The sequence below is a fragment of the Pseudomonas sp. W22_MBD1_FP4 genome (genome assembly GCF_052113765.1).
Lineage (GTDB): Bacteria > Pseudomonadota > Gammaproteobacteria > Pseudomonadales > Pseudomonadaceae > Aquipseudomonas > Aquipseudomonas sivasensis.
The window spans coordinates 409280-430436 of the sequence record NZ_JBGQOI010000002.1; the positions used below are offsets into that span (position 1 = coordinate 409280).

18 protein-coding genes and 1 tRNA gene are annotated in these 21157 nt (G+C 60.2%); 15 read left to right on the top strand and 4 right to left on the bottom strand.

Annotated elements, in window-relative coordinates:
• Positions 1-36: 36 nt before the first annotated feature.
• Both ACEN2T_RS04640 and ACEN2T_RS04645 read left to right on the top strand, forming a co-directional pair.
• A complete protein-coding gene (locus tag ACEN2T_RS04640) occupies positions 37-996 on the top strand; it encodes a fimbrial protein (protein WP_032885948.1) in 960 nt (319 codons plus the stop codon).
• Positions 997-1088: 92 nt separating this feature from the next.
• Positions 1089-2045 carry a DMT family transporter gene (locus tag ACEN2T_RS04645; RefSeq protein WP_032885947.1) on the top strand — a complete coding sequence of 319 codons (957 nt, stop codon included), beginning with the start codon at positions 1089-1091 and terminating at the stop codon, positions 2043-2045.
• On the opposite strand, the gene ACEN2T_RS04650 is transcribed toward ACEN2T_RS04645, so the two are convergent.
• Positions 2042-3430: a class II fumarate hydratase gene (locus tag ACEN2T_RS04650; protein ID WP_095185483.1), complete on the bottom strand. Its 1389-nt coding sequence runs from the start codon at positions 3428-3430 to the stop codon at positions 2042-2044. The two genes, ACEN2T_RS04645 and ACEN2T_RS04650, sit on opposite strands and share 4 nt — an antisense overlap.
• A 179-nt stretch (positions 3431-3609) precedes the next feature.
• Here ACEN2T_RS04650 and ACEN2T_RS04655 point away from each other — a divergent pair, with 179 nt between their 5' ends.
• The 7 genes from ACEN2T_RS04655 (at position 3610) to ACEN2T_RS04685 (ending at position 11282) form a co-directional block, all read left to right on the top strand.
• Positions 3610-4125, top strand: a complete 516-nt coding sequence (locus ACEN2T_RS04655) for a DUF2059 domain-containing protein (protein ID WP_032885944.1) — start codon at positions 3610-3612, stop codon at positions 4123-4125.
• A gap of 6 nt (positions 4126-4131) precedes the next feature.
• The gene (locus ACEN2T_RS04660) at positions 4132-4425 is read left to right on the top strand and encodes a BolA family protein (protein WP_032885943.1); all 294 of its coding nucleotides are present in this window, start codon (positions 4132-4134) and stop codon (positions 4423-4425) included.
• Positions 4426-4526: 101 nt separating this feature from the next.
• Positions 4527-5468 carry an oxygen-dependent tRNA uridine(34) hydroxylase TrhO gene (trhO, locus tag ACEN2T_RS04665; RefSeq protein ID WP_032885941.1) on the top strand — a complete coding sequence of 314 codons (942 nt, stop codon included), beginning with the start codon at positions 4527-4529 and terminating at the stop codon, positions 5466-5468.
• A gap of 3 nt (positions 5469-5471) precedes the next feature.
• Positions 5472-6110, top strand: a complete 639-nt coding sequence (locus ACEN2T_RS04670) for a DsbA family protein (RefSeq protein WP_442116370.1) — start codon at positions 5472-5474, stop codon at positions 6108-6110.
• A complete protein-coding gene (locus ACEN2T_RS04675) occupies positions 6100-7902 on the top strand; it encodes an ABC transporter ATP-binding protein (protein WP_286818896.1) in 1803 nt (600 codons plus the stop codon). Before ACEN2T_RS04670 ends, ACEN2T_RS04675 begins: the two co-directional genes overlap by 11 nt.
• A gap of 71 nt (positions 7903-7973) precedes the next feature.
• Positions 7974-10436: an EAL domain-containing protein gene (locus ACEN2T_RS04680; protein ID WP_122754106.1), complete on the top strand. Its 2463-nt coding sequence runs from the start codon at positions 7974-7976 to the stop codon at positions 10434-10436.
• A gap of 78 nt (positions 10437-10514) precedes the next feature.
• On the top strand, positions 10515-11282 hold the full coding sequence (locus ACEN2T_RS04685; protein ID WP_442116411.1) for a TenA family transcriptional regulator: 768 nt from the start codon (positions 10515-10517) through the stop codon (positions 11280-11282).
• Positions 11283-11302: 20 nt separating this feature from the next.
• Here ACEN2T_RS04685 and ACEN2T_RS04690 read toward each other — a convergent pair whose 3' ends face one another.
• Both ACEN2T_RS04690 and lldD read right to left on the bottom strand, forming a co-directional pair.
• Positions 11303-12229 carry a GGDEF domain-containing protein gene (locus tag ACEN2T_RS04690; RefSeq protein ID WP_032885934.1) on the bottom strand — a complete coding sequence of 309 codons (927 nt, stop codon included), beginning with the start codon at positions 12227-12229 and terminating at the stop codon, positions 11303-11305.
• A 281-nt stretch (positions 12230-12510) separates the two neighbouring features.
• Entirely contained in the window at positions 12511-13653 is a 1143-nt protein-coding gene (gene lldD / locus ACEN2T_RS04695) for an FMN-dependent L-lactate dehydrogenase LldD (RefSeq protein ID WP_032885933.1), read from the bottom strand.
• 101 nt (positions 13654-13754) lie between these two features.
• Here lldD and ACEN2T_RS04700 point away from each other — a divergent pair, with 101 nt between their 5' ends.
• The 6 genes from ACEN2T_RS04700 (at position 13755) to ACEN2T_RS04725 (ending at position 19095) form a co-directional block, all read left to right on the top strand.
• Entirely contained in the window at positions 13755-14651 is an 897-nt protein-coding gene (locus ACEN2T_RS04700; RefSeq protein WP_442116371.1) for a LysR family transcriptional regulator, read from the top strand.
• A gap of 60 nt (positions 14652-14711) precedes the next feature.
• Positions 14712-14787: transfer RNA gene (locus ACEN2T_RS04705), tRNA-Asn, on the top strand.
• Positions 14788-15137: 350 nt separating this feature from the next.
• Positions 15138-16241 carry a non-hydrolyzing UDP-N-acetylglucosamine 2-epimerase gene (gene wecB, locus ACEN2T_RS04710; RefSeq protein WP_442116372.1) on the top strand — a complete coding sequence of 368 codons (1104 nt, stop codon included), beginning with the start codon at positions 15138-15140 and terminating at the stop codon, positions 16239-16241.
• On the top strand, positions 16238-17344 hold the full coding sequence (locus ACEN2T_RS04715) for a glycosyl transferase (RefSeq protein WP_241150113.1): 1107 nt from the start codon (positions 16238-16240) through the stop codon (positions 17342-17344). Before wecB ends, ACEN2T_RS04715 begins: the two co-directional genes overlap by 4 nt.
• Positions 17322-18233, top strand: coding sequence for a glycosyltransferase family 2 protein (locus tag ACEN2T_RS04720; protein ID WP_442116373.1), 912 nt, complete (start codon positions 17322-17324; stop codon positions 18231-18233). The genes ACEN2T_RS04715 and ACEN2T_RS04720 overlap by 23 nt, the downstream gene beginning before the upstream one ends.
• Positions 18226-19095, top strand: a complete 870-nt coding sequence (locus ACEN2T_RS04725) for an NAD-dependent epimerase/dehydratase family protein (protein ID WP_442116374.1) — start codon at positions 18226-18228, stop codon at positions 19093-19095. The genes ACEN2T_RS04720 and ACEN2T_RS04725 overlap by 8 nt, the downstream gene beginning before the upstream one ends.
• On the opposite strand, the gene ACEN2T_RS04730 is transcribed toward ACEN2T_RS04725, so the two are convergent.
• Complete coding sequence (locus ACEN2T_RS04730) at positions 19096-21153, bottom strand: glycosyltransferase (RefSeq protein WP_122680466.1); 2058 nt, start codon at positions 21151-21153, stop codon at positions 19096-19098.
• Positions 21154-21157 lie beyond the last annotated feature (4 nt).

Genomic DNA, 21157 nt, shown 5'->3' on the forward strand with positions numbered 1-21157 from the left:
GGGTCACGCGGGGAGACAGGCAAAGAGAGATTAGAAATGAAACGATTATTTGGAACCACGGTGCTTCTCGTCTTGATTGGCGTGACTACAAACTTGCGCGCTGCTGAGTGCCGGGTAGACGGTGGGGCGTGGATAGGCGGAAACCCTAACCTGCAGGTTCCCGTCAGGGTTCAGGCGGATGCTGATAAGACACGTATCATGCTTGAGGGCGCGAATCTGGAGTGCAGGTTTAAACCCTTCCCGGGCTTTCCTCCCTCGAGAGAGGACTACTGGCGAACCTCGACCAGTGTCGGTTCGGCCTGGACTCCAGGCCCAAAGTTTGCCGCCCAAATCACCGGCCTTCGTATAAATGGAGCGTTTTACAACAATCCCGTTCCCAACGGCATTTATATCGCCACGATGCCCAATAACCTCATCGGTTATCCCATCAATGTGACCCCTTACATCATGCTGCGTAACAATCCCAGCAACCCCATCGACATTCGCGTAGGGGACGCCCTCGGCGTGCTGCGTCTGCAGCAGACAAACAATTACGACACATCCTCGGCGAGTCTGACGGTCACTTATTACGCCGCCAACAATTTCACCATCTCGCCCTCAACCTGCACGATCAACAATAACAACCCGATCGAAATCAACTTCGGCGACGTCCACCAACGGGCAATCGGCACCGATCCGCTGTCAACGTCCGTGGTCAGTAACCGCAGACTCACTTACTCCTGCCCGGACGGAGGAATCAACACACCGATCACCATTACTTATAAAGGCACGCGCTCCTCGTTCGACTCGCGGCTGTTGCTCATGAGCAATGCCGACGTGGGCACGGCGCTCGTGCGCGGCGGGGCTGCGGTAGCCGTTAACGGTTCATTCCTCACCCGAATCACCAACAGTGTGGGCGGAGACGATGTGACGTTTTCGCTGGTGCGGCGAACCGGCTCACTGCCGACTCCGGGGGCTATCAGCGGCAGCGGTGTACTGGTGATGGGGGTGCCATGACTTGGTCTGCGGCAGATGAATGATCGATACCCAAAACACACCGCATCGCCCTAGAATGCCAGCTCCTCCACCTCTGGTTTTTTGGGGCACTCATGCACATCTCTTCCGGCCGCTGGGTCTATGGCTTTGGCTTGACCCTGCTGACCGCGTTCCTCTGGGGCATTCTGCCGATCAAACTCAAGCAAGTGCTGCAGGTGATGGACCCGATCACCGTCACCTGGTTTCGCCTGACCGTGGCCGGCGGTTGTCTGTTCGTCTACCTTGCGGCCACCAAGCGTTTGCCCAGCCGCAAAGTGCTCGGCCCCAAGGGCGGTTGGCTGGTGGCGATGGCGGTATGCGGCCTGGTGGGCAACTACGTGTTGTACCTGGTGGGCCTGAAATCGCTCAGCCCCGGCACCGCACAGTTGGTCGTGCAGATGGGGCCGATCTTTTTGATGATCGCCAGCGTGTTTGTGTTCAAGGAGCGTTTCAGCCGCGGGCAAGTGGTGGGATTGGTCGTCTTGATCGCAGGCTTCGGCCTGTTCTTCAACCAGCGCCTGGAGGAATTGCTGACGTCCCTCGGCACTTACACCGCCGGGGTGCTGACGATCCTGCTCGCCACCTCGATCTGGGTGTTCTATGCCCTGGGTCAGAAGCAATTGTTGACCGTGTGGAATTCGCTGCAAGTCATGATGGTGATCTACCTCACCTGCGCTTTGTTGCTCACGCCCTGGGCCCATCCGTTGGAAGCGCTGCAACTGAGCCCGCTGCAAGGCTGGCTGCTGTTGGCGTGCTGCATGAATACGCTGGTGGCCTACGGCGCGTTTGCCGAAGCCCTGGCCCATTGGGAAGCCTCGCGGGTGAGTGCGACCCTGGCGCTCACGCCGCTGGTGACCTTTGTGGCGGTCGCCTTGGCGGCCTGGCTATGGCCGGACTACGTGCAGGCCGAAGAGATCAACGCCCTGGGCTATGCCGGGGCGCTGGTGGTGGTGCTGGGGTCGGCGACTGTCGCGCTGGCGCCGTCGTTGCTCGCCGGGCTCAAGGCCCGGCGGCTGCGTTTGGCGTCTTAATGCCCGGCTTCGAGCATATTTTCCGGGCGTACCCACTGGTCGAACTCTTCGTCAGTGAGGTAGCCCAACTCCAGCGCGGCTTCCCGTAGCGTCAGCCCCTCGGCGTAGGCTTTCTTGGCGATCTCTGCTGATTTGTCGTAGCCGATATGCGGGTTGAGCGCCGTCACCAGCATCAGTCCACGCTCCAGGTGTTCGGCCATTTTCTCGGCGTCGGGCTCCAGGCCGGCAATGCAATGCTCCTGAAAGTTATTGCAGCCATCGGCGAGCAGGCGGATCGACTCCAGCAGGTTGTGGATGATCACCGGCTTGTACACGTTCAACTGCAAGTGTCCCTGGCTCGCGGCCATGCCGATGGTCACGTCGTTGCCCAGTACCTGGCAGGCGAGCATCGACAGCGCTTCGCACTGCGTCGGGTTGACCTTGCCCGGCATGATCGAACTGCCCGGCTCGTTGGCCGGCAGCTTCACTTCCGCAAGCCCCGCGCGCGGTCCGGAACCGAGCAGGCGCAGGTCGTTTGCGATTTTCATCAGGGCGACGGCCAGGGTTTTCAGGGCGCCGTGCAACGTCACTAGCGGCTCATGGCCGGAGAGGGCGGCGAATTTGTTCGGTGCGGTGACGAACGGCAGCCCCGAGAGCGCTGCCAACTCGGCTGCAATGGCCTCGCCAAAACCATGGGGCGAATTGAGCCCGGTGCCCACGGCCGTGCCGCCCTGGGCCAGTTCACACACTTGGGGCAGGGCACTGCGGATGGCGCGTTCGGCGTAGTCGAGTTGGGCGATAAACGCCGAGAGTTCCTGGCCGAACGTGATCGGCGTGGCGTCCATCATGTGCGTGCGGCCGGTCTTGACCAGCTTCATATGCCGCGCGGCCTGCTCGGCCAGACCGCCGGAAAGCGTAGCGATCGCCGGTAACAAACGTTGATGGACGGCCTGCACCGCCGCAATGCTCATGGCCGTCGGGAAGCAATCATTGGAGCTCTGGGAGCGGTTCACATGGTCGTTCGGGTGTACCGGGCTCTTGCCGCCGCGTTGATTGCCTGCCAGTTCGTTGGCACGGCCGGCGATCACCTCATTGGCGTTCATGTTGCTCTGGGTGCCGCTGCCGGTCTGCCACACCACTAATGGGAATTGGTCGTCATGGTTGCCGGCGAGGACTTCATCGGCGGCCTGTTCGATCAGGCGGGCGATGTCGGCGGGCAGGTCGCCGTTGCGGTCGTTGACCCGGGCGGCTGCCTTTTTGATCAGGGTCAGGGCGTGCAATACCGGCAAGGGCATGCGCTGGTCGCCGATGGCGAAATTCACCAGCGAGCGTTGGGTCTGGGCGCCCCAGTAAGCGTCATCCGGGACATGCACTTCTCCCAGGCTGTCGGTTTCGATACGGCTCATCGGGCACACTCCTTAGGTTCGTTTGCGCAGTTTAGGCCGTGATTGACCTAGTGGGTTCCCTAAAAGACTTTTCATCGGGCAATCCGCGCCCGGCAAGGCCTGGGGTTGAGCCGCGAGGTTTTTTAGGCGCAGAATGGGCGCCCTTGGGGTCTTACCTCGCCAGCTAGAAAGGAAACTCGATGACTCGTCTTCGTGCCATCTGTACCGCGGTTGCTCTGGTTTGCGCCAGCGGCCAGGTTTTTGCCGATACCGCCAGCCACAACGCCAGTGCCGAAGCCTTCCTTACCCTGGCCCATGCCGACAAGCTGGGTACCCCGGTGTACATGCAAGTGCAGCAAATGTTCGCCCAGCGTTTCGAGCAGACTAAGGCGCCTGCCGCCAAGCAGTCCGTACTGGACAGCTACCAGGCCAAGGCCAACGCCGCCCTGGACCAAGCTATCGGCTGGCCGAAGCTGAAGCCGGACATGGTCAAGCTCTACACCACCAATTTCAGCGAATCCGAGCTCAAGGACCTGGTAGCGTTCTACCAGTCGCCACTGGGCAAGAAAGTCCTGGAAAAAATGCCGCAACTGACCCAGCAATCGGCCCAGATGACTCAGGCCAAGCTGGAAAGCGCCGTTCCGGTGGTCAACAAGCTGTTGGAAGACATGACCAACGAGCTGACGCCTAAAGCCGCTCCGGCCAAGAAGAAGTAAGCAGGAATGATCATGCAACAGCGTATCGAAACGGCGCTCGCCGCCCTGGACCCGCAACACTTGAGCGTGCTGGATGAAAGCCATATGCACAGCCGTGGGTTGCAGACCCACTTCAAGGCCGTGCTGGTCAGTCAGCAGTTCGAAGGGCTCAATCGCGTCAAGCGCCACCAGAAGGTCTACGCCACCCTGGGTGACCTGATGAGCGAGTTTCATGCGCTGGCGCTGCATACCTACACGCCTGAAGAATGGGCGACAATCGACGCAGCCCCGGCCTCGCCGACCTGCGCCGGCGGACATTGACGGGTTATCCCTGATAGAATCCGCAACGCGCCGCTTAGCCGGCGCGTTTTTTTTGCATCCGGTTCACCCTTTACGAGGGTAGCCACCTGGAGAGAACACCCATGACTCAACCGATTGTCGTGGCGGCACTGTATAAGTTCGTCACCCTCGAAGATTACGTCGCTCTGCGCGAGCCCTTGCTGCAGGCGATGGTCGACAACGGCATCAAAGGCACCTTGCTGATCGCCGAAGAAGGCATCAACGGCACCGTTTCCGGTAGCCGCGAAGGCATTGATGGCCTGATGGCTTGGCTGAAGAACGACCCACGCATGGACGACATCGATCACAAAGAGTCGTACTGCGAGGACCAGCCGTTCTACCGCACCAAGGTCAAGCTCAAGAAAGAGATCGTGACCCTGGGCGTAGAAGGCGTCGACCCGAACAAGAAGGTCGGCACCTACGTCGACCCGAAAGACTGGAATGCCCTGATCAGCGACCCGGAAGTGCTGCTGATCGACACTCGTAACGATTACGAAGTGTCCATTGGCACCTTTGAAGGCGCAATCGACCCGAAAACCACCAGCTTTCGCGAATTTCCCGACTATATCAAAGCCAACTTCGACCCGGCCAAGCACAAGAAAGTCGCCATGTTCTGCACCGGCGGCATTCGGTGCGAGAAAGCGTCGAGCTACATGCTCAGCGAAGGTTATGGCGAGGTTTACCACCTCAAGGGCGGCATCCTGAAGTACCTCGAAGAGGTGCCTCAGGCAGAAACCAAGTGGCAGGGCGACTGCTTTGTTTTCGATAATCGCGTGACCGTTCGCCACGACTTGAGCGAAGGCGACTACGATCAATGTCATGCCTGCCGCACACCTGTGAGCGTCGAAGACCGCGCCTCCGAGCACTACGTGGCCGGCATCAGCTGCCCTCATTGCTGGGATAAGCTGCCGGAGAAAACCCGCCGCAGCGCGATCGACCGGCAAAAGCAGATTGAACTGGCCAAGGCCCGCAATATGCCGCACCCGATTGGCTTCAACTACAAGCAAACCCCTTCCGAGGCCTGACCTATGTCCGCGCGCCTGCTCTATGTAATGGATCCGATGTGTTCCTGGTGCTGGGGCTTTGCCCCGGTGGCGCAGGCGCTGGTTGAGCAGGCCCAAGCGGCCGGTGTGGACGTGCACCTGGTGGTGGGCGGCTTGCGCACCGGCAGTGGCGCGGCGCTGGAGCCGACGACCCGACGCTACATCCTCGAACACTGGCAGGCCGTCACTGACGCCACGGGCCAGCCGTTCAAGCGCGAAGGCGCGCTGCCCGATGGTTTTGTGTATGACACCGAGCCGGCCTGCCGCGCCATCATCACCGCCCGTAGCCTGGCGCCGGATTGTGCCTGGAAACTGCTGGGCCTGATCCAACGTGCGTTTTATGTGGAGGGCCGCGACGTGACCCTCGCCAGCGTGCTGGTGGAACTGGCCGAGCAGTCGGGCATCCCGCGTATCGAGTTTGCCGGTGCGTTTGACCGCGCCGAGCAGCACGCGGCCACGGCGGCGGACTTTACATGGGTGCAGGACCTGGGTATCGCCGGTTTCCCGACGTTGTTGGCCGAGCGCAATGGTCAACTGGCATTGCTCACCAACGGCTATCAGCCGCTGACGGAACTGTCGCCATTGCTCGCCCGATGGCTGGAGCGAGCAACCTGTGCAGGATGAGCCTAAACGCATTGACCGTCTGACCTGGGCGGAAATTCGCCGCCTGGCCTTGCGTCACAAGAAATCCCTGTGGATCGCCAATGGCGTTGCCGTGCTGGCGACCTTGTGCAGTGTGCCCATCCCCTTGCTGTTGCCGTTGCTGGTGGACGAAGTGCTGCTGGGCCATGGTGATGCCGCGCTCAAGGTGATGAATCACGCACTGCCCCTGGGTTGGCAGAAGGCCGCCGGTTATATCGGCCTGATGCTGGTGGTCACCCTGGCCCTGCGTTGCGGCGCACTGGTGTTCAACGTGGTACAGGCGCGGCTGTTTGCGCGGTTGGCCAAGGACATTGTGTACCGCATTCGCGTGCGTCTGATCGAGCGGCTCAAGCGCATCTCCCTGGGCGAATACGAAAGCCTGGGCAGCGGCACGGTCACCACTCACCTGGTCACCGATCTGGATACCCTGGATAAATTCGTCGGCGAAACCCTCAGCCGCTTTCTGGTGGCGATGCTGACGCTGATCGGCACGTCGGCGATCCTGGTATGGATGCACTGGCAACTGGCGTTGCTGATCCTGCTGTTCAACCCGTTGGTGATCTACGCCACGGTACAGTTGGGCAAGCGCGTCAAACACCTCAAGAAGTTGGAAAACGACAGCACCTCACGCTTCACCCAAGCCCTGACTGAAACCCTCGACGCCATCCAGGAAGTCCGCGCCGGCAACCGCCAGGGCTTTTTCCTCGGGCGCCTGGGCCAGCGCGCCCAGGAAGTGCGTGACTACGCGATTCATTCCCAGTGGAAAACCGACGCGTCCAGCCGCGCCAGCGGGTTGCTGTTCCAGTTCGGCATCGACATCTTCCGCGCAGCGGCAATGCTCACCGTGCTGTTTTCCGACCTGTCCATCGGCCAGATGCTCGCGGTGTTCAGCTACCTGTGGTTCATGATCGGCCCGGTTGAACAATTATTGAATCTGCAATACGCCTATTACGCGGCGGGTGGGGCGCTGACGCGCATCAATGAGCTGCTGGCGCGTGCCGACGAGCCGCAATACACCGGTGGTGATGACCCGTTTACCGGGCGTGAAACCGTCGGCATCGAAGTGCGCGGCCTGGATTTCGGTTATGGCGATGATCTGGTGCTCGATCAACTGAACCTGCAAATTGCTCCCGGCGAAAAAGTCGCGATTGTCGGCGCCAGCGGTGGCGGTAAAAGCACCCTGGTGCAACTGCTGCTCGGCCTGTACACGCCGCAGGCGGGCACTATCCGATTTGGCGGTGCAACCCAGCAGGAGATCGGCCTCGAGACTATCCGCGAGCACGTCGCGGTGGTGCTGCAGCACCCGGCGCTGTTCAACGATACCGTGCGTGCCAACCTGACCATGGGCCGCGAGCGCAGTGACCAGGCCTGCTGGCAGGCCCTTGAAATTGCCCAGTTGGAGGCTACGGTTAAAGCGTTGCCCCAGGGTCTGGACAGCGTAGTGGGGCGTTCCGGGGTGCGTTTTTCCGGTGGCCAGCGTCAGCGCCTGGCGATTGCGCGCATGGTGTTGGCCGAACCCAAAGTGGTGATACTCGACGAAGCGACCTCCGCCCTGGATGCCGCCACTGAATACAACCTGCATCAGGCGCTGGCGCGGTTCCTCAGCGGGCGTACTACACTGATCATCGCGCACCGTCTGTCGGCGGTAAAACAAGCCGATCGAGTCTTAGTGTTTGACGGTGGTCATATCGCTGAGGATGGCGACCATCAGCAGTTGATTGCCGATGGTGGTTTGTACGCAAAACTGTATGGGCATTTGCAACAAGTACGTTGATTTAGCCTAGGCTGTGCTATCCGAATGAGTGTTTTGCGTGCGTATCCAGCAGTGCATATGCAAGGGAATTCATGAAGCAAAAGCGGACTCTAGGAACGCCTAGGCTGTTGGGCATTGTCTGGCCCTTTATCGCCGTCGTGCTGTTCCAGGCATTATTGGGCTGCGTCAGTCTCTACATGCTCTCAGCGGTACGAGGCTATGTGGGCGGCGAGAGCTTATGGTCCAAGGGCCAGAAGGACGCCATCTATTATCTGACGCTCTATGCCGACAACCGCGACCAAGCCACCTACCTCAAATACCAGCAAGCCATCGCCGTGCCTCAGGGCGGGCACGAACTGCGCATTGCCCTGGACCGCCCCACGCCAGACTTGGAGGCCGCACGTCTGGGCATTCTCAAGGGCGGCAACCACCCGGATGACGTCAACAGCCTGATCTGGCTGTACCTCAACTTCCGACATTTCAGCTACCTGGAAAAAGCCATCGAACTGTGGACAGTAGGGGATGGCTACCTGGTTCAACTGGATGAGCTGGCCCGCGAGATGCACAGCGCAATCAGGGCCGATCAAGTCAACCCTAACGATGTGCGGCAGTGGAAGGCCCATATCACGGCCATCAACGAAGGCGTGACGCCGGCTGCCAAGGCCTTCAGCGATGCTCTGGGCGAAGGCTCGCGCATGATTCTGCGGTTGCTGCTGATCACCAACCTGGCAACCGCCCTGGGCCTGATCGTGCTGGCGCTGTTGCGTACCCATAAGCTGCTGACGCAGCGTCATGCCTTCGCCGATGCCTTGCAGGCCGAGAAGGAGCGGGCGCAGATCACCCTGGAGTCAATTGGCGACGGGGTGATTACCACCGATGTAGACGGTGCAATCACCTATATGAACCCCGCCGCCGAGGCCATGACCCACTGGAACTCTGCCCAGGCTCAGGGCCTGCCCCTGGCGGCGCTGTTCAACCTGCTGGATGACGACGCCCAACCCGATGGATTTACCCTGATCGAGCACATCGTCAAGGGGCAGTTTAAGGGGGGCAGCGAGCATTCAAAAACCATCCAGCGCCTGGACGGCAGTACGGTATCCGTCACCCTGGTGGGCGCACCGATCAGAAGCGCCGGCAAAATCAGCGGTGCGGTGCTGGTGCTGCACGATATGACCCAGGAGCGCCAATACATTGCCAACCTGTCGTGGCAGGCCACGCATGACGCCTTGACCGGCCTGGCCAACCGCCGCGAATTTGAATACCGGCTGGAACAGGTCCTGCACATGGCGCAGCAACCTGAGGGCGGGCGGCATGCGTTGATGTTCCTCGACCTCGACCAGTTCAAGCTGGTCAACGACACCTGCGGCCATGCGGCGGGTGATGAGTTGCTGCGGCATATCTGCGCACTGCTGCAATCGGACCTGCGTGAGGGCGACACCCTGGCGCGCCTGGGCGGCGACGAATTCGGCATCCTGCTGGAGAATTGCCCGGCGGCTGCGGCGGAAAAAATCGCCGAGAGCCTGCGCCACACGGTGCAGAGCCTGCATTTTGTGTGGAAGGGCCGGCCGTTCATGACCTCCGTGAGCATCGGCCTGGTGCATATCTCGCAAACCCCGACCACCTTGGAGACTTCGTTGCGCGCCGCCGATATGGCCTGCTACATGGCCAAGGAAAAAGGCCGCAACCGCGTGCAGGTTTACCACGCTGACGACTCGGAGCTGTCCGTGCGTTTTGGCGAGATGGCCTGGGTGCAGCGCCTGCACATGGCACTGGAGGAGAACCGGTTTTGCCTGTACGCCCAGGAAATCTCACCGCTGGGAAATACCGATGCTGGCAACGGGCATATCGAAATCCTGCTTCGCCTGCATGATGAGGCGGGTCGGACCATCCTCCCCGACAGCTTTATCCCTGCCGCCGAGCGTTACGGTTTGATGACGTCCCTCGACCGTTGGGTGGTCGAGAACGTGTTCAAGATCATCGCCCGTTGCATGCACGAGCGTCCGGGCCGGCCTATGGCCATGTGTGCGATAAATCTGTCAGGAATCACCATTGGCGATGATGATTTTCTCGGGTTTTTACATGAGAAATTCGGCACTTACGGCATCCCGCCAGAAATGATTTGTTTTGAAATAACTGAAACCAGCGCAATAGCAAATTTAGGCAGTGCCATTCGCTTTATTAATGAACTCAAGGCCTTAGGTTGCCATTTCTCCCTGGATGACTTTTGCGCCGGGATGTCCTCGTTCGCGTATCTGAAACATTTACCTGTAGACTTCCTGAAGATCGATGGAAGTTTCGTAAAGGATATGCTGGACGACCCGATTAACCGCGCAATGGTCGAAGTGATCAATCACATCGGCCACGTCATGGGTAAGCGCACAATTGCCGAGTTTGTTGAAACACCGCACATCGAACAGGCGTTACTCGATATTGGTGTGGATTACGCTCAGGGCTACCTGATTGAACGACCGCAATTGTTTACCTTTGATAGTTTGCAGTGTCGACCTGTGCGGCCGCAGCCTCTGTTATTGAAGGCGCCCGGCACATTCCGCTGAAACATTTGCTGGTCTGTAAATCACACTTAAAAAGGAGCCTTAACAGTGATCGACACCTTCAACAGAACCGGCCCGCTTATGGAAGCCTCAAGCTACCCCGTCTGGGCTCAGCAATTGATCCAGGACTGTAGTGAGAGCAAGCGCCGAGTTGTCGAGCACGAACTGTACCAACGCATGCGTGACAACACGCTCAGCGCCAAGACCATGCGTCACTACCTCATTGGTGGCTGGCCTGTGGTGGAACAGTTTGCCTTGTACATGGCACAGAACCTCACCAAGACCAAATTCGCGCGCCATCCAGGAGAGGACATGGCGCGACGTTGGCTGATGCGCAATATCCGCGTGGAGCTGAACCACGCCGACTATTGGGTGCATTGGGCCCGCGCCCACGGAGTCAGCCTCGAAGAGCTGCAGGCCCAGAGTGTACCGCCGGAGCTGCATGCGCTGAGTCATTGGTGCTGGCACACCAGCTCATCCGATTCGTTGATCGTGGCCGTGGCTGCGACTAACTATGCCATCGAGGGGGCGACTGGGGAGTGGTCGGCCGTGGTCTGTTCCACCGGCGTGTACGCGGCGGCTTTCCCCGAGGAAGACCGCAAGCGTGCGATGAAGTGGCTGAAGATGCACGCCCAGTACGACGACGCTCACCCTTGGGAAGCCCTGGAAATCATCTGCACCCTGGCCGGCATGAACCCGACCAAGGCGTTGCAGGCAGAGCTGCGCCAGGCCGTGTGCAAGAGCTATGACTACATGTACCTGTTCCTGGAAAGCTGCATGCGCTTGGAAAAAGACAAGCCAGCCACCGCCGTGCGTGAACGCCCGCTGCGCGTCGCCAGCGAAGCTTGATGTAACGCGATGGCGGGGTTCTACCCCGCCATTGCCAAGCGGTTACGGCCTTCGCGCTTGGCCACGTACAACGCGTTGTCGGCCCGGCGCAACAGGCTTTCGACCGACTCGGCGGCCAGCAAGGTCGAACAACCGAGGCTTACCGTCAATTCGATCCGCTTTCCATCCGCCCAGTAGTCCTGAGCCTGTGCTGCCTGCCGCAGCCGCTCGCCCACCATCGCCGCCGCATCCCGGCCGGTGTTGGAGAGCAGGATCAGAAACTCCTCCCCGCCAAACCGAAACACCATGTCCACGTTACGCAACTGGGCCTTGATGGCCGCTGCGACGGTGCGCAGTACGGTATCGCCGGCCGCGTGACCGTGGGTGTCGTTGATTACCTTGAAGTGGTCGATGTCCAGCATCAGCAAGGACAATGGGTGCAGGTGCCGGCGCGCCATGTCTATTTCCCGTTGCAGAGTCTGGTCCATGGCAATGCGATTGCCCGTCTCGGTCAGGGGGTCACGCAGCGCGCTACGGGTCGCGGCGCGATAGAGCAGGGCATTGCGCATCGGGTAGAGCAGGGTGGCCAGCAGTGACTCAAGCTGACCGAGTTCGTCTTCGGCGAGGCGTTGGTTGCGACGGAAGATCAGCTCACCCAAGTGTTCGCCTTCATGGCTGAGGCTGTAATTCACCGAGTGGTGGCCGCGCTGGCCGAACTCCAGCCGCAGATCACTGGCCTGATGGCGATAGTGCAGGGCATCAAGGGGCACCAAGCGCTGGATCTCACGGAAGAACAACCCGAGGATGCGATCCGGCTCCAGGCTGGTCTGCAATTGCATTCCCAGTTGCTGGCGAAGTTGCGCGACGGTCGTCGGGCGGCGAGGCAGGAGCGATGGCTGGCCAAATCCCAGGCGTTGCAATTTGGCACTGTCGAAGTCAATTGCGTTGGTCTGGGTAGGTGTTTTCATAAGCGATCGGCCTCTAAGCTCTTAGCTGTCTTACAGGCTCGATGAGAGTGGCGAGTGCCAAGCGTCTAACTGTTCCTTCAGTTCCGTAAAACATTGGGAACAGTTTAGACCGCTTTGCAAAGCGTTATAACCCTTGGGTGCCCCCGCACGTCATGTCATCGCTTAGCCTGCTTGAACGTGGTTAGAGCGAGATTCATGCCATTTCGTTTACTTTAAAAATAATCCTTATGAATCAACGGTATTTTTTCACGCAGCAAAAGGCCATCGGCGCATGACGTCAGTTATTTGGCTGATTGAACCAAAGTGGTGTGGTCAATCTGGTCAATTGACGTGACGCCAGTGAGTGTCATCGCCACGCGCATTTCCTTGGCAAAGATGTCCAGCAGGTTCTCCACGCCATGCTGCCCGTCGGCGGCCAACGCGTAGGCGGTGGCACGCCCCAGCAGACAGGCCTTGGCACCCAGGGCCAGCATGCGCACCACGTCGAGCCCGGAGCGGATGCCGGAGTCCACCAGCACCGTCAGCTCATCGCCCACGGCTTCGGCAATCGGTGGCAACGCTTTGGCGGTGGACAACACGCCGTCCAACTGGCGGCCGCCATGGTTGGAGACCACGATGGCATCGGCGCCAAAACTCACGGCGTCCTTAGCGTCCTGGGGGTCGAGGATGCCCTTGATGATCATCGGGCCTTTCCAGAACTCGCGGATCCACTCCAGGTCTTTCCAACTGATGGACGGGTCGAAATTGTTCGCCAGCCAGCCGATGTAGTCTTCCAGGTGGGTAGGCTTGCCGAGGTATTTGGAGATATTGCCCAGGTCGTGTGGACGGCCCATCAAACCCACGTCGAAGGCCCATTGCGGCTTTGTGACCGCCTGCAGCATGCGCCGTTGCGCCGCAAACGGCCCGGACATGCCCGAGTGGGCATCACGGTAGCGTGCGCCCGGCGTGGGCATGTCGACGGTGAACACCAGCGTGGTGACGCCGGCCGCCTGGGCGCGCTCCAGCGCATTACGCATAAATCCGCGGTCCTTGAGCACGTAGAGCTGGAACCAGATCGACTGCGAGCTCTGGGAGGCCACTTCTTCGATCGGGCACACCGACACCGTCGACAAACAGAACGGAATACCCTTGTTGGCCGCCGCCTTCGCCGCCTGCACTTCGCCGCGCCGCGCGTACATGCCGGTCAGGCCCACGGGGCTGAGGATCACCGGCATGTCCAGTTCCTGGCCGAATAGCGTGGTCTTGAGGCTCAGGTTGTCGACATTGCGCAGGATGCGCTGGCGCAGGCTGATCTCGGCCAGGTCCGAACTGTTCGCGCGCATCGTGTGCTCGGCGTAGGCGCCGCCGTCGATGTAGTCGAACAGGAAGCGCGGGAGCTTGCGCTTGGCGGCAGCGCGGTAGTCAGAGGCGGACGAAATGATCATGCACGGAATCTCGGCAAGGCAAGGTGCCTCCAAGATAGGCAAACTTCTGTCATGATAAAAACAACTTTTATCGCTAGTAGTCAGTCGAAAAAGGAATACTGATGAACCTGAGAACACTGCGTGCCTTTGTCGAAGTGGTTCGCCAAGGCGGTTTCTCTCAAGCCGCTGAAGTGGTGTCCCTGACCCAGTCGAGTGTGAGCAAGGCGATCAAAACCCTGGAGGACGAACTGGGCATGCCACTGCTCAACCGCCTTGGCCATCGCAATCAACTCACCGCCGCTGGCGAAATCGCCTACAGCCGCGCCCTGGTTTTGCTGGCCGAACACAACGATCTGGTCGCTGAGATCAATGACTTGCGTGGTCTCAAACGCGGTGTATTGCGCATCGGCCTGCCGCCGGTGGGCTGTGGCGTGTTGTTTGCGACGATGTTTGCCACCTATCGCACACGCTACCCCGATATCGACATCGAACTGACCGAGTACGGCAGCAAACGACTGCGTGAATGCCTGGAAGCAGGTGAGGTCGACCTGGCGGCCCTCTTGCTGCCCATAGACGAAGGTTTCGACTACCAACCCGTGCGTAACGAACCGCTGATGGCCGTCCTGCCGATCAGCCACCCCCTGGCCCAGCGCAAACGAATCGACTTCACCGACCTGGCAGATTCGCCATTTATCCTGTTCGAAGCCGGCTTCGCCCTCAACGCCAAAATCCTCGCCGCGTGCGAGCGCAAAGGCGTGCAACCGCGTGTGGCAGCGCGCAGCGGCCAGATCGACTTTATCGTCGACTTAGTATCCGCCGGCCTCGGCGCGGCCTTCCTGCCGCGCATGCTCGCGCACAAGCACCAACACCCCGGCATCGCCCTGATCCCCCTGGACGAACCTCATACCGACTGGCACATCGCCCTGGCTTGGCGAGCCAGCGCGCACTTGCCACCCGCCGCTCGGGCCTGGTTGGAATTGGCCAAGGAGTCACAGCTTTCAACCGGCCATCCAGATTAATCGCCCGGAATGTTATTGAAAGCTTGACTTCTCCTTTTCAATCAGTAACATACGGCGAATTCCGCGATAGCTCAGTTGGTAGAGCAAATGACTGTTAATCATTGGGTCCCTGGTTCGAGTCCAGGTCGTGGAGCCAGATAGAGAAAGCCTGCAGAGATGCAGGCTTTTTTTTTGCGTTGAATTTGGTAAGGCCCTGTGTGCCCGCCGACAAAGAAAGGCCCGCTGCGAGCAATCGCGCGGGCCTTCTGTGTTTTAACTGCCCCGTAAAGCAGGATCTCGTCGATTGTTGCGCCGTTGCACCGTGCAGGTCGCGCAATCTGTGCCTATGCTGGCTTCGTTAGTATCAAAATATTCCAAAGATCTTCTCTGCAGTGTGCGTATGGGGCCCTGAAGGCAGCTACATCGAAAGGCACAACGGAACGTGTGGGCAAAACGGCTGGTGAATAGCGCAGTGATTGAGCTTCCTTCGAATAGGGAAACAGGTCTGTGTCGGCAAAAAAAATCCTTTGTGTTATCGGGACGCGTCCCGAGGCCATCAAAATGGCCCCGGTCATTCTGGCCTTGAAAAAAGAGCGTTGGGCCGATGTGCGGGTCGTTGCCACAGCGCAGCATCGTCATTTGCTCGATCAGCTCCTGCGTTTTTTCGGGATCGAGCCCGATATTGACTTGAACATCATGCGGCCAAGTCAAACCCTCGCCACCCTGACCGCCCAGTTATTGCTCGACATGGATACGGTCCTGCTGGAACAGCAGCCCGATGTCGTGCTGGTGCAAGGCGATACCACGACGGTGATGGCCTGCGCCTTGGCATGCTTTTATCAGCGTATACCGCTGGGCCATGTTGAAGCCGGCCTGCGCACCTGGGACAAGCAATCGCCCTTTCCCGAAGAAGCCAACCGGGTCATTACCGGTGAGTTGGCGCGTTGGCACTTCGCACCGACTCAAGGTGCCCGGCAAAACCTGCTGAAAGAGGGCGTCTGCAGCACGGACATTTTTGTCACCGGCAATACCGTGATTGATGCGCTGCTCGCGACGGCCACCCTGGCTCCGCAACTGGGCCTTGAGCTTGACCCGAGCAAGCGCCTGGTGCTGGTGACGGCTCACCGTAGAGAGCATTTTGGCGAACCTTTTCGCAGCATCTGCCGAGCGTTGCGAACCCTGGCAGAGAACAACCCGCAGGTTCAGTTTCTGTATCCCGTGCATCCGAATCCGAATATCCAGGAAGTCGCCCAGGCGTCCTTGGCGGGTATTGCGAACTTCAGATTGTGCGCGCCATTGGATTACGCGGCGTTCGTGGCTGCCATGAAAGCGGCGTATTTCATCCTGACCGATTCGGGAGGCGTCCAGGAGGAAGCGCCTGCGTTGGGTAAGCCGGTGCTGGTCATGCGTGATGAAACCGAGCGGCCGGAAGCAGTGGAGCAGGGCGGGGTAAAACTGGTGGGCGCGAACTGTGAGCGCATCGTTGAAGAGGCGCAGCGCCTACTGGACGATGAGTCCGCCTATCGCGCCATGGCACGTGGTTTCTCGCCCTATGGCGATGGGCAGGCGGCCGGGCGCATTGTCAGCGTTCTGCGCGAGCACTTTTCGTGAAGCGTCTGGTCTTCCTCTCGCCGTTACCCTGGGACAGTTTCGCCCAGCGGCCGCACAAGTTTGTCGAATGGGTTCACCGCCGCACGGGCGCGCAGGTGCTGTGGGTAGACCCTTATCCCACGCGACTTCCCCGGTGGAGCGATCTCAGGCGCTCATCGGTAGCCCCAACTACGCACCAGCCTGCCGGCATGCCGTCGTGGCTTAGCGTGATCAACCCCGGCGGTTTGCCCATCGAGCCGCTGCCAGGCGTCGGTTGGGTGAATCAGTTTTTGTGGCGAAACACGCTGAAGCAGATCGATGCATTCATCCACGACGTCCCTGCATTGCTTGTCATCGGCAAGCCCTCAGCGCTTGCGCACTTGCTGTTGCGGCGGCTTCCTCATTGCGCGTCTTTGTACGACGCCATGGATGACTTCCCGGCGTTTTATACCGGCCTGTCCCAGTCTGCGTTGGCGCGCTGTGAGCGGTTGATCGCTCAACGCGTGGACGTTATTTGGGCGTCCAGTTCCGGCCTCGATGCGCAGTGGAGGCGTTATCGACGTGAGGTACAACGGGTGTTCAACGGGCTCGACCTGTCGGCGATTTCCGCCGTGCAGCCGGCCCCGGTCGCGTCGGCACGCAAAGTGTTCGGCTACGTCGGCACGATGGCGGCCTGGTTTGACTGGGACTGGGTCGCCGCGTTGGCCAAGACCCGGCCGAACGATGAAATTCGTTTGATCGGGCCGGTCTTCGGGACGTTGGGCGCTCGACTGCCGCCCAACGTGGTGGTGTTGCCCGCCTGTGACCATGGGGCCGCGCTGAGTGCTATGGCCGAGTTTGATGTGGGGTTGATTCCGTTCAAGCAGAACGCGCTGACTGCAGCCGTCGACCCTATCAAATACTACGAGTACCGAGCTTTGGCGTTGCCGGTGATCTCGACCGATTTCGGCGAGATGCATGAGCGTGGTGACCTGCCGGGGGTTTTTATCAGCCACTCGCTGACTGATCTTGCTGCGTTGGCTGAGGCCGCTTTGCAGTGTGAACGCGATACCGATGAAGCCTGTGCCTTTGCACGGCAACACTCATGGGAGGCGCGTTTTGATGCCGCCAAGCTTTATTCATAACTGTGATGTGATCGTAGTTAACTACAACGCTGGCAAGCTGATCGGCGACTGCGTCGCGTCGGCGCTGAAGGAAGGCGCCTTGCGTGTGATCGTGGTGGACAATGGTTCGAGCGATGGGAGCCTGGCGCACTTGAAGGCGTATGAGGCCGATGCCCGCGTAAGCATCATCAGGAACAACCACAACAGTGGTTTTGCCGCGACCTGCAATACCGGCGCGGGCGTTTGCGATGCGGGTACGTTGTTATTTCTGAACCCCGATTGCGTGCTGATGCCGGGGGCGCTGGGGCACATGATTGACGTGCTGCACAGCGATCCTTCCACGGGCATGGTGGGTGGGTTCCTGTGCAACCCCGACGGGTCCGAACAGCCGGGCGGACGACGGGTGTTCCCCACGCCAAGGCGTGCATTCGTACGGGCGTTTGGGTTGTCCCGCCTGGACTGGCTGTTTCCTTCTTTATGCTCGGACTTCTTGTTGCATCGCGAGCCACTGCCCGACGAACCGGTCGCCGTGGAAGCTATTTCTGGCGCCTGCATGCTGGTCAAACGTGAGGCCCTCGTCGATGTAGGCCTGTGGGACGAAGGCTATTTTCTGCACTGCGAAGACCTGGATTGGTGCATGCGTTTCCGATTGAAACAGTGGCGCGTGGTGTTCGTGCCCCAGGCGCGCGTCATGCACTGGCGGGGTGCGTGCAGCCGGAGCCGGCCATTCTTTGTCGAATGGCACAAACACCGTGGCATGGTGCGTTTCTACGAAACGTATTTCAGGGCGCAGTATCCCAAGGTGCTGTGGTGGTGGGTGGTAATGGGAGTGTGGCTGCGCTTTGGCATGGTCTCAACCTACTATGGCGTCAAGTTGATGCTGGCTCGACTGGGCGTTGGGCGTGCCTGAGGTCACGGTGGGGGTGCTGGGGGCCAGCAGCTTGGTGGGGCGTTATGTACTGGCGTTGCTTGCGCGCGAACACTGCAAGGTCGTCGCGTTTTCCCGGCAGGAACAGCACGGTACGGAGAGTGGCACGATTCATTGGCAGCGTTTAGCCGAACTGGCGAAACCTGAGCCTGTGCAGACCATTTCGTTGTGGATCTGTGTGGCGCCGATCTGGGTGCTGCCGCAGTATTTTGCGCTACTGCAGGCCTGCGGTGCGCGCAAAGTCATCGCTCTCTCTTCCACCAGTTGCTTTACCAAAAGCCACTCCGATGACCTGCACGAGCAGCACCTGGCCAGCCAGTTGCGCGACGCCGAGGTCCGCGTTGAAGATTGGGCGCTGCATCACCAGGTCCACTGGGGCATCCTGCGGCCTACGTTGATCTACGGCGACGGGCGCGACAAAAACATCGCGGAGATTGCCCGGTTTATCCGCCGGTTCGGTTTTTTTCCGGTGTTTGGCCGTGCGATGGGGCTGCGCCAACCCGTGCACGCCGAGGATGTGGCGATGGCTTGTGTGCGTGCAGTGCATGCGCCCCACGTGTGCCGTCACGCTTATAACCTTTCAGGCGGGGAAACGCTGGCGTACCGGGACATGGTGAGCCGAGTGTTCAGCGCCCTGAACCGGCGCCCGCGTTTGCTCACGGTGCCGCTTTGGGTATTCAGGATTGCCGTGCCGCTGCTGCGCTGCCTTCCGCGCTATCGTAAGTGGTCGGCGGCGATGGCGCAGCGCATGAACCAGGATTTGGTCTTCGATCATGGGGATGCAGCGCGGGACCTTGGCTTTGTGCCCAGGACGTTTTTGCTGTCGGAACAGGAACTGCGTTAGTCACTCATGCTCATGGGGCACCCACGGGCCCCACTTCGCTTCGTAAAGCGCCTTGTTGCGTTCAAACAGCGCCAGACGCTCGCCTTGGTGCATGAGTTTGAACGACGCCGACAGGTGATGATGGATGAACACATCGCGCGCGCAGGCGCTCACCAAACCGGCTTGCTCGACCCGTCGGCAGTAGTCGTCATCCTCGAAGAATCCCCGTCCATACGCCTCATCCAGCGGGCCGATGCGTGTGTAGGTACTGCGCGGCATCATCACGCAGAAAAACGCCAGGGTCGGCAGCCGGACAACTTCGCCCAGGTGCCGGCAGGTATAGCGCCGAGCCGCCTGCGGCATGTCCACGAGGCTGGCGTAGTCAATGTCGACCTTGGCCTGATTGCCGATGTTATTGGTCACCGGGCCGATCAGGCCGAGTTCGGGGTGGCGTTGCAAATGCCGCTGCAATGTACTTGCCCACCCCGACGTCACCTGCGTGTCGTTGTTGAGCAGCGCGAGGTAATCGCCGTTGGCAACCGCTAAACCCTGATTGTTTGCGGCAGCGAAGCCACGGTTGTCGGTGTTGAGTATGAGTGTCTGCCCGCTCCCGGCAGCCCACTCGGTGAGAAATTCGGCGCTGCCATCATTGGAGGCGTTATCCACCACGATGATCTCCAGCGCGGGGGATTCGCGGTTGCGCTCCAGGCTGTCCAGGCAGGCGCGGGTCAGCGCCAGGTTGTTGTAGGTCACCACGATGACGCTGGTCCGTGGGGCGTGTTCGCTGTGTTCGGCCAGGGTTATGAGCGTATCGGCACGGTGTGCCCAGGTTTGTTGGGCGGCGAACGCCTGCCGTTGGGCAATCTGTTCAATGGTTGACGGCACCAGCGCTTGGGCAATGGCCGCAATAAACCCTGGCGTATCCCGCGCGACCTGCACTTGTTCGCCGAATTGCTGCATTTCTGGCAGATCCACCGTAACCACTGGTTTGCCGGCGCTCAGGTACTCATAGACTTTGACCGGGTTGGTGGCGAGTGTCAGCGGCGTCACCTTGAACGGCACGATGCACAGGTCGAAACCGTGCAGGTAATAGGGCAGTTCGGTATAGGGCACTTCACCGATAAATTCGACGTTCGGGCAGCCGCGCAATCGGGCACGAACCCCTACTGTATCGGCGCCGATCAGTAGCACGACATGCTGGGGAAAGGCCTTGGCGATCTGGACCACCAACGCGTGGTCGAACCAGTCGGCGATGGCGCCGTAATAACCAATCACCGAGCGTTGCAAGCGATCACGGTAGATCGACGCCGGCACGCTGGAGAACTGGCTGAAATCTGCGGCATTGCGCAGGACGGCGCTGGGCCTGTTGGCTTGGACCGGCCATTGCTGGGCCAGCCAGTCGGAGGTGAACAGTCGGATGTCGGCGTCCCGGACCAGTCGCTGCTCAAGGAGCAGGATGTCCGCTGCGTTGTCGCCGAAGCCTTGATGATGGTCCATGCAGTCGTAGATCAATCGGCTATCGGGTAACTCAGCGGCGACGTCGCACCAGAACGGGTGTTGCACCAATGAAATCACCCGTGCGCAGCCGGCCCAAAGCAGCACCTCGCCGATGCTGCTGCACAGCTGTTGAACCTGCGCGGTGCTCGGGGCCGCGGCGTAGATCAGCGGCGCGCCACGCGTGAACAAGTGGACCTGGAACAACCGGTGCTCTTGGTCCAGCGCCTCAAGCTCAAAGCCGGCGTGGCTGGCATCTATCAGTGACGTCGAAACGTAAATAACCCGCCGTCCCGTGGCGACCAGCGCGAGGGCCAGTTGTTGAGGGCGTTGGTGCCGGAAGTCCCAGTCGATAGCGCCCCAGATAATGTAGTCCGCCAGCCCGGCCTGCGGTGGCTGCGGGGCTGGCGAAGGGCTGACGAAACCCTGCCCGGGGTTCAGGGCGCTGCGCAGCGCGCGAACTGCTCTGAGCACTGCCCTTCGGTAAAAGGCCGCGAGCAGTTTTTTCATACTGGCCGGAAGCGGCAGCCGGTGGTAGGCCACGCGCCAGCGGTTCCAGCGTGAGGGACGCCGATCGGTCAGCATAGGG